The following is a 12,278-nucleotide window of genomic DNA, read 5'->3' as shown; positions in this document are numbered from 1 at the left end:
CTTTACCCAATGCAACCGTTGCCAGGCAAAGCATATAGAGATGACCTGGACCGGAAATTTGCTGCGGCGAAAATGTACATCAACGTAACCCCGGACGCCGACAGCCGAACAGTCGAAATCAGTGGTCAGATTGATTATTACGATCACCAACGATATAACAACGCCCAGCTGGTCGGTGATTCCATTAAGACCTTCAATGTACCAAAAAGAACCGTGGAGCTGACATACGGGAAACCCGTTGTTATCGAATTACCACGCGGTATTCAGTATTCCCTGCTGTTGACAGACCAATTTCAGTAACTTTCCAAAAATGGATTTAATGATGACCCAGACCCAAGGAAATGTTCTTGTTCCACCGTTGGACTTACGTCCGGTAGTGCAGATGGATATTTGTACCATTGGAGTACTGAAGGAGCGGGAATCTGTTTTTTATGGCAGCGATGAACGAAAGAAAACGCGAATCCAACAGCTGGCAATGATGGCTGAGTCAGGACTATGCCGGTTTTCCTTCCTGGTCGCGATTATTGAAAAAGCGACCGATTTTACAAACATAATGAACGCTGAAGAATTGTCATCTGTTTTTCAGAATGACTACGATAAGATCGTTAATTTTCTGGGACGAGAAAATATACTGGAACCACGGGAGTTACTCTCAACTATGATTGGCCATCTTGTTGATCCGCGGTTCAACATGGAGGAGAGGGCTGAATTATCTATCCCTAACAGTCTGAAACTACTTAGTTTTTTTAACACGCTTGGTATATTCAGTACGCCAGCAAAACACTTACGGTTTGATATCGCCAGCAGCGTTGCCATTGAAGGTGAGCGACTCGGACTTGCAAAAGGATATCCCAGCATTGCCATCTGTGTAGCGTCAATTTATGGCTGCGAAGAGGCCAGAAAGATATTGAAAATCAAAAAAGATGGCCGTGAATTCAACCCCAGTAATTGTCTGGGCGATATCATGACGTTCTATCGGGTGGCGAAAGCCCGCCACGTTATCCAATCAAATATAGGAGATATTCCCGTTATTTTCCGTACCGAAGATGCGGCACTTGAAAGTCTTCATACCTATATGCAAACCTGTGTGGTCAGGGAAAATGAGGATGAAGGTAGTGTGATGAACACCCGTTGCCTGTTACCAAAAAAGTTTTTTCCCGCACTTTTTAAAGAAGGAAAATGTACCGACGAGAAGGAACTGAACCGTCTTTACTCTCTTCTCAATTTCGTTGTTTAACGCAGGGAACCTCATCTTGCAACCTAATAAAACACTCCGGGAGTATCAGACCGAATGCTGCGAGCAATTGAAACAGAATAAACCTGAGAGCGCAGATGATATTTTCTCTCAATTGAAAAAATCGGAACTAGACCTCATTCGGTTGTGCTTTATCCAGCAGTTCCCTGGTTGTGTGTCGAATCATTATCTCCTGCCAGTGTTGGAAGGGAATGACCGCGATTTGCTTATACTTCAATGGGAAAACCAGGAACCAGAGTGGTCTGAAAGATTGAAGAATGCGTTGATAAACGGGACTGCTGGCGCAGAGGCCCGTATTCTCAGGGCATCGCTCCTGCGGTTTGTGGAGAAGGGTAATGACTAACAATATTTCGTCGACAGCACCTTTCTCACGTAGGTTCACGTAGCATGTGGCCGAAGTAAATCATATCGGGTATTAGAATTTCACAACAGGGGGACGTATTAATGAGTTTTCCTGGTTTTTTCGTTTCCCACAGCCCCGCTGACCGGATGCCAGGCAAACTTTTCCGCACCCACGCCGCCTGTTCTGATTACATGGTCAGTGCGAGAGTCAGAAGCTGGAGATTGAAAATCTAAAATCCAGTCAGCCTTATCAGGCAGAAAAAACCAATTTTTGACAGAACGCAAGCTGCTATTTTGTTTTTTTGTATTACATTTGTATTGCTTAAGTGTGCTAAATGGATTACAAATACTCCTGACTAATAACCTTAATCTGGAGCCGTCATGATGAGCAAGCTACAGGAAAAATCTGCGCGAATAGTTGCAATAATGAACAACAAAGGCGGGCCTGGTAAGACCAGTTCAGCGACCAATCTTGCTGTCCACTATGCCCGATCCGGAAAGCGCACGCTGCTGATTGACTCCGACCAGCAGGCCAATACGACAGAAGTGACCGCAAATGGCAAAAAGTACTATTCTATGTATGGTCCAACAATTTGCGATCTCTATAATAATTCCCGATTTGATATCCGTGATGTCATCATTCCTGCGATGGCCGGTGAAGCTCCTATCCCTAACCTTGATCTGATCCCGTCTGACCCGACGTTTGAAAAAATCATCGAACAGACCCTTACACGCAGTCACCGCGAAAAAATCCTGGGCCGACATCTTGAGAAAGTCCGCGCCGAATACGATTACATCATTATTGACTGCGCACCTGGGCTCAATATCGCAACCGGCAATGCCATTTTCATTGCCGACCATGTTCTTGTTCCTGTCGACGGCGGGAGTTTTTCGCTTAGTGGCCTTGAAATCATGCTGGACTACATGGATGAGATCTCTGAGGAAGATTACTCGCGTTTCAGCGTGTTCCGTAATAACTACAACGGTGCCAATAAGAAAATTAACACCTATATCGATACCGCACTGACTTCACATGAGAGAATTTCTCCGCGCCTGTTGAAGAGCCGGATTCGTACCGATCAGGCAATAGTGCAGTCTCAGGTGGCTTGTCTTCCACTCTACTACTACCAGAAAAGCGCAATGGCTTTAGTTGACTACGGCAAACTGGCTCGCGAGCTAGAAGAAATTATCAGCAGTGAGGCAGCATAATGTCTAAAGAACTTGTTCGACCAAAAATGGAAAAACCGGAACGGGCCAGAAAAGAAAGCAGCCTGACAAATATTGCGGCTAAAAAGAAAAATACGACAGGAGAAACGCCCAAAACAATACGCATGACACCCGCTGAAAAGATGCTGGCACATGAGCTGGTCGAACAGATCCAGGCGCTGACACATAAAAATATCACGGTATCGACGTTGTTGCGTGCAGGGCTCTACCTTGCTCAGTCAGCCGGGCCGGAGAAGGTACTGAAAGCAATTAAAGAGAATATCTAGTGTATTACAAAAGAAATACACTAGTATTCGAAATGTAATCAAATTGGTTGATCTTTGCACTGACAACCATTAGTATTGAGCTAAGGGTAGCCCAACTACCCTTAGCTCATACAACTTACTACCGACTACTTCTGGTTTACTACCCAACGACCCAAACCAAGTAACAATGTAGGGGCGGAACAGACGCCAAAAGCAATCATACCAGTAGCCCATACTGGTGCTGCCCCTACAGATACCCCCAACCAGACAAGAAATGATGTCAAACCGGACATCATTACCCCGTTGTACCCTGCTTGCCATATGGTGATACCAGTTCCAAGTAAAATACTGGTGGCATCAAGAACCCAACCGCGTTTCTTTTTCGAAGGAACAATCGGTGGTTCTTCAGGGGGGGGAACGGGACTGCCGTAGTAGTTGTTGATAGTTACTGGAGCATTGAAGGTATTGTTGTTTACTACTTGACTGGACATCTTTGATTCCATAATAGACCTCACTTATGTTAAACATGGAAATATTATTTACTGCGTTATTTAAAGTTTTCATTTAGAAACCTTTCAGATTGTTTTAAAAAGTTGGCAATAATAGCCACGTGATACTTCTTCATTAGTTGTCAGCTCATTTCAGTTCCTTATTCGCGTAGTGCGGAAATTGTTTTCAGGGTGAACGAATCCGGCCTCAGATAATGAGGGGAATGATTCGTAGTTCTTTCTTCGGGCACAAAAAAAGCAGGCCCGGGCGCACCGGTGCCTGCTGTCTTGGCTGAGCCAACAGATCAGGGAACCGGATAGTATTATTCGAATCTGGGTTGCCCTGGCCTCTGTCGGCCACATGACAGTATTCTCTGTCATGTTCAGAATAAGGTTATCTTATCCTAAAATAAGCGTATTTGTCAATAGTCAACATGTATTTTTGGTTATTTTCTTTCTTTTTTGCCGGTTTCTTTATTGCATCAACGATTATCACGTGATAGATACACCTTTCCGCTACCCCTTACGAAGAGAATCCCCCTTCGCAGCTGCGTTGCCTGTCACAATGGGCCAGGTCTGTACTTCTGTTACCATTTCCTGCGCACACCGGAATAATGGAGTAAACCAGGTCAGCGGTGCAGATAATATTTTAATTAAGTGCAGATATCGCAATATTCCGGAACCGACACGTAATGCACCCAGCTGCGGTCTGATATTCACCACCAGGCGAAATAAGACTGTAACAGAATCAGTGTTGAGTGCGGTGTGCATCATTTTTTATTATAATACCAGAGGGCCTGATTAAAGTAAAAATATATTTCATTGCGGAGTTGATGTGTGTGCTGAAATAGTATATGAAAAAGTTTCTCTTATTTTCGTAATAATTGGTACTTAGCCTTTTGTTGCGTTGAGTTTATTTGTTGTACTTATTGCATAACATATATGTGTATAAGTACGTCTAACTGATATCCTCCTGTGGACTATCTTGCAGATAAGTATGTTGTCCGGTAAAACAACATTACTTCAGATTTTATTAGTCAGGATAGTTCTTCAGCTTCTGAACTATCCTGCCTTCCAGAGTACTGCTACCGCAAGCCAGAAGCGGGTACTTCCGGGTATTCTACTAATTTCCGAACTTGCGATGCAGCCGTCTGGTAAGGACGGCAATCGAATCCTTACGACCGGAAAAGAGGTCATTCACGACATACTCCATAATCTCGAATGCCGCTTCGATATCGCCAGTGGTCACTTCATCATAGGTATGACTGCCGGCGTTATCCAGGAATTTAATGGCCATCAGCGTGTCCTTGTAGGGGGTATTTGCCCGTCGAGCAGTTAGATACGTTGATGAAGATTAATGCGTTTATTTTTATCGTTATGCTCAGGAACACCAATTGCCGTCAGCATTCTCTCAACCGCTATTCTGATTAAGTTGGCCGCAGATCCTGGCTGGCTGAGATAGACAGAAAAAGAAGCCGTGAAGTGGCCGGACTGCTGCACTATGTCCCGGACTGGAGCCAGCACGCTTTTTTCAATACGTTATGGAATACTGGGGCACGCCTGAACGAAGGGCTTGCCCTGAGACGGCGTGACTTCCACCTTAACGAGAGCATTCCGCATGTCGTACTTCGTACCGCCAATCAGCGGCGTGCCGGCGGTGGTCGTCCGCGTAAGGGAAAAAGCGCCAACCGTGTGGTGCCGTTATCGGACCCGGTCTATGTGGATGAGATGCGCCGGCTGTTCGTCAGCACGAAGGAACAGTTTGAGGATGACCCGATTACGGGTGAACGGCGGGCCTTGCCAGTGTGGAATGTGTCCGATCGAACCGTTCGCAACTGGCTGGTAAGGGCCATCGATACGGCTGAACGCGACGGAGTGAAACTCAGCATCGGAGTTAGCCCCCATATCTTCAGGCACAGTTTTGCGATGCACCTTTTATATGGCCACGTTCACCCGAAAGTCGTACAGGGACTGCTGGGTCATGAGAAGTTTGAGAGTACAGAGGTCTATACTAAGATATTTGCGCTTGACGTAGCCGCCAGTAAGCAGCTGCGGTTTACCCTAGATACGCGTGACGCGCTGCAGCTGCTGCGCGGTAATAACTAAAGCAAGGAAAGGCACATGTTTGATGATGATGACGCAGACCTGGAACCCCGGCCCCCTGAACTCAGTCCGGACGTTCAGGCCCTGATTAACAACGGTCTGGAATTTCTGGACAAGGCGCGGGAGGAGCTGGAAGCAGGAAAGCCAAAGTTCTCCATCGTCAGCTTCTGGACTGCAGTTGAAATTCTGCTGAAGGTTCCTCTGGCCCATGAGCACTGGAGTCTTGTCTGCAGCCGAAAGACTCCTCCCAAAAAACAGACTTACCTGGACGGGGATTTTCAGTCCATTACTTATGACGAAATTCGTACCCTCCTCCGGGATGTTCTCCAAAAACCACTGAGTGATACAACCCATAACGTTTTTGACAAAGTCCGGAAACACCGAAATCGCGTGGTTCACTTCTATCACCCCTCCTTTACCGTTGCGGAACAGCATCAAATTCAGAAAGAGCAGGCAGATGCCTGGTTTGCCCTCAACCGTCTCATGCGGGATGAATGGCAGTCCATCTTCGGCGCTAAAGCCAGCTACAGCTGGCAGCTGGCGTACGGTGAAACCCGCCTGCTCAGGGGAAGTGAGTTCTATGCTGCCGTTCGGCTCCGGCAGGTTAAAGAGGAACTGGATGCGCTGCCCAAATCAGGTAACCAGATAGGGGTCTGTGAGTCCTGCAAACAAAAGGCGGTGGTTACTCAATCTCACATTACCGGAAGCGAGGAACGAACGCTGCTCATTACGCGGTGTCGTGTCTGTACCAGTCAGTCCCGCCATATTTTATTCAGTTGTCCAAATTGTGACGAACGACAGTCCTTACCTGAAGGTGATGAACCTTTTACCTGCGACAGCTGCAGCGAGACTGTAGATCGAATGGAGCTTCTGGATGAGGAAACATTTCGGAGCGTCGATGAGCAGATGTTCTCCGTACTGCCTGCTGGTTGCACTAATTGCATGATACCTGACAGTGTCTGTAAACACGGTGATGGTTATCTTTGCACCCAGTGTCTGGCTTACTACACGGAGCTTCATGCATGTGGATGCTGCGACCACTTTAGCGATAGTGTTCCGCCGTTTAGTCGTTACAGAGGATGTGAATTTTGCGATGGTGACAGCCGCTATCATGGCGATTAAATCACGTTAAAAGTCATTCATTTGAAATACAATTGAATTACTAACGTATGCATAATGTAATCATATTAAGGTATATAAAAATACATTTGAAATCTAAATAGATTTCAAATGTATTACATCAAAGGTGTTCTATGTCAACGTGGACAAATATCTCTATCGGTAACTTCACTCTGTACGATACGCAGAATGACTATTATCAGTGGTATTTTCAGGAGGGCGAGCGTGTCAGGGAGATTGTCAAAGAAGAAGACGGAATTTGGTCAGAAGACACGTTTATCGGCTATCGAACGACCGTTGCACAGATGCGCCGACGGTTACAACTGAACGGATATGACCGGGCAGCTCTCGAGCGGGATTTTACGACGGCCATTGAGTCCTGGAAAGCGGATTCTATTGCGGAGCTGGCCGAACTTAAAAGCGAAAAACATCCCCACGGAGAATATTATCTTCAGTACAGAATCTCTTGGTTGAAGCATGTCATCCCGGTTCTCGAAAATGCGACGCTGGATGACTGGCTTAAGCGGTTAAATATGGCGGCACGTTGGCCGAGTAACGAGAGTGATTTTTCCCAACTTTTGACATGGATTGAAACCGATGATCCGGTGCTTTCCTTGATGGTCAGCTCGGTTGACGGTGATTGCTCCTGGGTTCGTGATTCGAACTTTAATTTCCCGTGTACACAACGAGACTTTTATTCTTTAGCAATCCTGCTAATTACTGAGGATGATGCTGTATGCGAACTGGACCTGAAATGGCTCATTTCTGCCGGATGGACTGATGATTTTGACGATCTGGAAGAAAAACATGCAGGAGCCACTCAACCGCTTAGACATGTCAGACAGAGCCTTTCTGAGTTAAGTGCGCTGGTCACCTCTGCACCCGAAAATCCTGTGCTGTTGAGAATGTGTTACTCCGGCATCATTACTGTCATGGAAGCTTACCTTGCAGATATCTTCATACGGGCAGTAAAGCATCCTTCGGTAAAGCGACGTTTCGTTGAGAGCTACGAGAAATTCCAGAATAGCTCAAAAAAGCCACTTTCAGAGGTCTTCAGTCTTTTCGATTCGCTGGACCAGACTATCGAGAAGGAATTGTTCAGCCTGTCGTTTCATCATATTCCGACAGTGACAAAACTCTATCAGGAATGTCTCCTTGTCAGTTTCCCGCCCGATAAATTGAATGATATAGCGCGTTCAGTGATCATTCGACACGACATTGTTCATCGAAATGGCCGGGATAAGAAAGGGAAGCACCACTTAATTGAGTACCATCATGTAAATCAGCTCGAGGAGCTCATGCACGGGTTTCTGACAGGTATAGATAAACAGATTCTGGACGGACTTCGGCAGCAATTTCAGAATGAAAAATAACGTACAAATGTAATTCTTTTGTATTTTATTTGTATTTCTTTTCTAAAGAAACTTTCGTCGAAAAAAGACGCGAAAGAGATAGGTGAAATCTCAGTTTATGTACTTCATTTGCGTTCCTTTTTTATTATTTTTGAATTACTTTTGTATTGCTCTTGAGTTTCATTTTAGCCTCATTATTTGAAGGGTTTCGCTATCAGGAGAAAGATATGGAACTGGTCTGGAAAAAAAATCCCAGAGGGCGGTTTGAGAGGAAACTGAACCTGGCGGAAAAAGAAGCCCTGCTTCACGTCTTCAGTAATGGGCGTAAACCAGGTCAGGCAGATTTACGCATTGTGAATATGGTTCTTGACGAGATGGACAGACAGGAACTGTGGATCAAGTGCGACTGTGTTGCCCCGGACCCTGAAGCTGAAGGCCCATTTAATTGTGAAGTAAACGTGTCCAAATTACGTCATGTAAAGACCACAAGGCCGCATGACGAACAGTGTCCGCTGTTTCGTCTGAAAAAAGAGAAGGATGCTGACAACACGGTTGTTGAAGGTAAAACAAGCCCACTGAATCCAGTTGGTGGCGATGACTGGCTCCCGGACAAGAAGAAGGATGCCAGAGCTGCCCCCGTGGAAGGACCGGTAGTACCACGTAAGCGCAAGCGTAAGATGCTGAAACCCGTTCCGGCTCTGGGGCGTAAATTACTGACGCTAGTCCAGGCTGCGGGCCTGAACCAGCTTGAACTGGTTCCTGAGTACCAAAGCCCTGGGCTTACGGGCGCGATAAGCAGGCTTAAAGACGTGCTGGAAGACCACTCAATGAACAACGGAACACCTCTGAGCAAGTTATTCAGCTGTGTACCCTGGTTAAGCATCGAGCGTGTTGGTTGCATGCTTTCAGAGCTGGAAACGATGCTGGGTATCAACAGCCAGAAAAAAGAACCGTGTGTGTATGTCATCGGGATAGCGACAGACGTCAGCCGGGAAGAGGTGATCTTCAGCGTTCGTGGGAAAAACTTCGTGCACCGGCCGGAGGCACGGGTCAGTATTAATGGTGAAAACACATACAATGTCGGCAGCCGCGCCCCTTACTGGACAATTCTGGAATACCGGAGGGGGGGAGATGGTAACGTTTATTGCCATGAAGGCTACGCCCATGCCGCCTACACGCTTGATAATCCAGTACCTGTCGACAGTAACAAGGAGCGTGACACCCTGAAGGTGATCATCAACGCCAGCAGTTATGCCGGCCGTCAACCAAATCATCCGGATGCGATCAGTCTCAGCAAACCCTTGTTCACGACAAAAAGCATCAAGGACGGTGAGGAGGAAGACATCCACCCCGATTTTATCCTGAACGTAGCTCCAGCCAAAGAAAGTTCAGTGACGACCTTCATCATTGAAACGATGGGGTATGAGTCCAGGGGCTATATCGAGCGCAAACAGAACACGCACCGCTGGATGGAGCAGGAAGGGGTGCTGTTAACCGATCCTCCGGGTTGGCCTGCGGCTTCAGATAAAACGTTTAATAACGTTCTGCTCAGACACATTTTCACCGCAGGAAAAATTCAGAGATAGTGCGGAGACCGACTTGTTTCAGGCAAAGTGTGACAATTAGCCCTCAAGCAGAATTTCAGGATAGGGGATGCTGCTATGTTATCTGTGACGAATGACACTCAGTGCTCAAAGGAATGAGTGACAAGTTGCCCTTAGCTAACTGTGACAAATTGCCATCAATCAGCGGTTAAAAAATAAGATTCTGAGCTGGTGCGAACCATAATTCTAGTACGGTTCGGGTGTGATGGTAGCATCTGTGACAAATACCCTTAACTTTAGAATCAAAGTGTGACGAACCACCCTCGTGTTTGTGACATATAACCCTCAGATTCATCCAGGGGTGATTGATGTTATGTCACTGAAGGAAAAAACTATATGAGTAGTCTGGCGGCCTTTCTTTTTCTCGATATACGATAACCGCATTGGCGTTCTGCTGTTGATTTCATCGACACTCGCCTGCAGGAAACGACGGCGGAAGTCTGGCATACGCTGATAGCTTTGTGGAAGCTGGTAGCGCTCCATGATCCAGTCAATTTTCAGGGATACAACGCCAGAGCCATCCGGCTTACGGTACTGGCATAGCGACTCGTACAGACGCATGGCATAAGGATTGGTGCTCTCTTTCGTTTCACTGAGCCGGAACTGTGTAAAACGGTTCTGAAGACCAATGAAGAAAGGGATGAGGTAAGGGTTGATATGTACACTGCACAGTCCTCTGGAAGGGCTGTGGGCACGTTTGATGAACCAGGGAAAGGATTCATATCCCTTTTCTTCACCTGCATCTTCTTCAGGGCGATAAAAGACCACTTCCTTGCCCGCGAAGCCCTTCAGCGCCTGACGGATATCGTTACTGGCTTCGGCGGAGGTCAGGCCGAAGGTTTCCGCATATTTGGCGACCTGAATTTCACAGATCCCATCATGCTCCTGCAGCGTACCGTCAGATTTTCTGATCTGGTCCACAAAGAGATAAAGCATACGCTTTTGATCACGGGACAGACTGTATGCCGCCTCAGTCAGTTCGTTTGACTGAACAATTCGCGGGCTATTCTTACATTTTTTATGGTTGATAACCGCAACTTCCGTCATGACAGATCTGTGTAAAGTGTGACAGATTTTAAGATTGTCACACTAAATTAAAAAGAGTCACAGGTAGGGGTAACTTTGTGAAATACAGCAGCTTCTGAGGGCAATTTGTCACAGTTAAACCGGGGTTTTGAGGGGGATTTGTCACACTGAAAGGGCAAGTTGTCACAAAGATCCTTCTCAAACCCGCATGAATAAAGGGCTGAGAGGCGTTCTAAAAAGGTAAACCTAACAACCTATTAAAAAGATCTTATAAAAATATGTCCGTGGATAAGTGGATAAACCTTAAGGAGCTAACCATTAGACTTCGAGCGTAAGCAGAATTTGTCCGTGCAGTTCCATGATGCTTCCTCGCTCACTTGCGGGCTTCGCCCTGTCGTTCGGCTGCGGCGAGCACTACTGGCTCTCTCTGAAAGGCGAAATTTAACTGATCCTCGCTATGGGGATATCTTTCCAGCGGGTGGTGTACGCAGGGGACAGCATGTCGCGTTTCATTTGCCATGCAGGCGCAGTCCCTCGCCCGGCAAACCAGACATGCCCAAGGCCGGAATGATTAATGCCATCGAGCACTTTCATCAGTTCGGCGCAGTGAGGACGTGGCGGACGTTCGTCGAACAGCTGCAGCTGCGAAACGCCGGAGCCGGTGAAGTCATTCAGCATCACACCGGCTTTGGCATACCGGTGCCCATCCTTCCAGATACGCTCCAGATCCGTTGTGGCGGCCGCAATAATGTCCCGGGTGTCCTGAGTGGGTGTAAGCAGTTTCTCCGTGGCCACGTTGCCGTAGTAAGGCTCTTTAACGGCGAACGGAGACGTTTTGATGAATACGGAAATATGCCGGCAATACTGGCGTTCTTTACGCAGCTTTTCAGAGGCCCGCTCTGCGTACTGACAGACAGCCTGTCTCAACGAATCGTACTCCGTGATTTTCTCTCCAAAACTGCGGCTGCAGACAATCTGCTGTTTCACTGGCGGGGCTTCCTCAAGGGACATGCAGCTTTCCCCGTTCAGTTCGCGTACTGTTCGCTCGAGAACGACGGAGAAATTTTTCCGGATGAAGGCAGGGTTCGTCAGGGCCAGATCGAGCGCGGTCCTGATGCCAAGGACATTGAGCTTGCGTGCAATACGGTTTCCCACGCCCCAGATCTCTTCGACCGGCTGCAGTGAAAGCAGTTTCCGCGTTCGCTGAGGATTCCCCCGGGTCAGGGCGAGCACTCCACGAAACTGTTTCCACTCTTTTGAGGCCCACTGGGCTGATTTTGCCAGCGTTTTCGTCGGTCCGGCACCCACTCCGATAGTCAGACGGGTGCAGTCATATACATGCTGGCGCAGCTGTCGGCCGAAGTCTTCCAGATCCATGCAGTGCTCCACGCCGGTCAGGTCGAGGAACATTTCGTCAATCGAATACTGTTCCACCCTCGGAGCCAGCTCCTCCAGGCAGTTCATCACACGTGCTGACATGGAAGCATTTATGTGGAATAGAAAATCAATATAAAAAT

At 47.3% G+C, this 12,278-nt stretch carries 12 protein-coding genes and 1 pseudogene; 9 read left to right on the top strand and 4 right to left on the bottom strand.

Annotation, left to right across the window (positions count from 1 at the left end; genetic code table 11):
* The 5 genes from OGY72_RS07775 to OGY72_RS07755 form a co-directional block, all read left to right on the top strand.
* A partial coding sequence (locus tag OGY72_RS07775; RefSeq protein WP_286547534.1) for a hypothetical protein occupies window positions 1-300 on the top strand: 300 nt, incomplete at its 5' end.
* A 19-nt stretch (window positions 301-319) separates the two neighbouring features.
* A complete protein-coding gene (locus OGY72_RS07770) occupies window positions 320-1,237 on the top strand; it encodes a hypothetical protein (protein WP_286547533.1) in 918 nt (305 codons plus the stop codon).
* Window positions 1,238-1,253: 16 nt separating this feature from the next.
* A complete protein-coding gene (locus OGY72_RS07765) occupies window positions 1,254-1,598 on the top strand; it encodes a hypothetical protein (protein WP_286547532.1) in 345 nt (114 codons plus the stop codon).
* Between the two features lie 380 nt (window positions 1,599-1,978).
* Window positions 1,979-2,806 (top strand): ParA family protein, encoded by an 828-nt coding sequence (locus tag OGY72_RS07760; protein ID WP_045261351.1) that lies wholly within the window; start codon window positions 1,979-1,981, stop codon window positions 2,804-2,806.
* Window positions 2,806-3,090 carry a hypothetical protein gene (locus tag OGY72_RS07755; protein ID WP_286547531.1) on the top strand — a complete coding sequence of 95 codons (285 nt, stop codon included), beginning with the start codon at window positions 2,806-2,808 and terminating at the stop codon, window positions 3,088-3,090. Before OGY72_RS07760 ends, OGY72_RS07755 begins: the two co-directional genes overlap by 1 nt.
* 125 nt (window positions 3,091-3,215) lie before the next feature.
* Here the strand turns inward: OGY72_RS07755 and OGY72_RS07750 are convergent, their stop codons facing one another.
* Complete coding sequence (locus OGY72_RS07750; RefSeq protein WP_286547530.1) at window positions 3,216-3,560, bottom strand: hypothetical protein; 345 nt, start codon at window positions 3,558-3,560, stop codon at window positions 3,216-3,218.
* Window positions 3,561-4,680: 1,120 nt separating this feature from the next.
* Window positions 4,681-4,854: a DUF4145 domain-containing protein gene (locus OGY72_RS07745; RefSeq protein WP_286547529.1), complete on the bottom strand. Its 174-nt coding sequence runs from the start codon at window positions 4,852-4,854 to the stop codon at window positions 4,681-4,683.
* A gap of 185 nt (window positions 4,855-5,039) precedes the next feature.
* On the opposite strand from OGY72_RS07745, the gene OGY72_RS07740 reads away from it, so the two are divergent.
* From OGY72_RS07740 to OGY72_RS07725, 4 genes are all read left to right on the top strand, one after another.
* On the top strand, window positions 5,040-5,663 hold the full coding sequence (locus tag OGY72_RS07740) for a tyrosine-type recombinase/integrase (protein ID WP_286547528.1): 624 nt from the start codon (window positions 5,040-5,042) through the stop codon (window positions 5,661-5,663).
* Between the two features lie 15 nt (window positions 5,664-5,678).
* Window positions 5,679-6,782, top strand: coding sequence for a hsdR (locus OGY72_RS07735; RefSeq protein WP_286547527.1), 1,104 nt, complete (start codon window positions 5,679-5,681; stop codon window positions 6,780-6,782).
* 131 nt (window positions 6,783-6,913) lie between these two features.
* Entirely contained in the window at window positions 6,914-8,152 is a 1,239-nt protein-coding gene (locus OGY72_RS07730) for a HEPN/Toprim-associated domain-containing protein (RefSeq protein ID WP_286547526.1), read from the top strand.
* Window positions 8,153-8,358: 206 nt separating this feature from the next.
* Complete coding sequence (locus OGY72_RS07725) at window positions 8,359-9,717, top strand: DUF8534 domain-containing protein (RefSeq protein ID WP_286547525.1); 1,359 nt, start codon at window positions 8,359-8,361, stop codon at window positions 9,715-9,717.
* 309 nt (window positions 9,718-10,026) lie between these two features.
* Here the strand turns inward: OGY72_RS07725 and repE are convergent, their stop codons facing one another.
* Entirely contained in the window at window positions 10,027-10,782 is a 756-nt protein-coding gene (gene repE / locus OGY72_RS07720) for a replication initiation protein RepE (protein ID WP_286547524.1), read from the bottom strand.
* Window positions 10,783-11,202: 420 nt separating this feature from the next.
* A pseudogene (gene umuC / locus OGY72_RS07715) lies at window positions 11,203-12,258 on the bottom strand (translesion error-prone DNA polymerase V subunit UmuC); the annotation flags it as partial.
* Between the last annotated feature and the right edge of the window lie 20 nt (window positions 12,259-12,278).

Origin of the sequence: Citrobacter sp. Cpo221 (genome assembly GCF_030332345.1) — a bacterium.
Classification (GTDB): Bacteria; Pseudomonadota; Gammaproteobacteria; order Enterobacterales; family Enterobacteriaceae; genus Citrobacter; species Citrobacter portucalensis.
Note: the sequence above shows the minus strand (reverse complement) of the source record. Positions and strands in the feature narration are given on the sequence as shown.

Coding starts and splice junctions, on each gene's coding strand:
- OGY72_RS07760 (WP_045261351.1), top strand. CDS start 1,979: ATGATGAGCAAGCTACAGGAAAAATCTGCGCGAATAGTTGCAATAATG.
- OGY72_RS07770 (WP_286547533.1), top strand. CDS start 320: ATGATGACCCAGACCCAAGGAAATGTTCTTGTTCCACCGTTGGACTTA.
- OGY72_RS07725 (WP_286547525.1), top strand. CDS start 8,359: ATGGAACTGGTCTGGAAAAAAAATCCCAGAGGGCGGTTTGAGAGGAAA.
- repE (WP_286547524.1), bottom strand. CDS start 10,782: ATGACGGAAGTTGCGGTTATCAACCATAAAAAATGTAAGAATAGCCCG.
- OGY72_RS07750 (WP_286547530.1), bottom strand. CDS start 3,560: ATGTCCAGTCAAGTAGTAAACAACAATACCTTCAATGCTCCAGTAACT.
- OGY72_RS07755 (WP_286547531.1), top strand. CDS start 2,806: ATGTCTAAAGAACTTGTTCGACCAAAAATGGAAAAACCGGAACGGGCC.
- OGY72_RS07745 (WP_286547529.1), bottom strand. CDS start 4,854: ATGGCCATTAAATTCCTGGATAACGCCGGCAGTCATACCTATGATGAA.
- OGY72_RS07730 (WP_286547526.1), top strand. CDS start 6,914: ATGTCAACGTGGACAAATATCTCTATCGGTAACTTCACTCTGTACGAT.
- OGY72_RS07735 (WP_286547527.1), top strand. CDS start 5,679: ATGTTTGATGATGATGACGCAGACCTGGAACCCCGGCCCCCTGAACTC.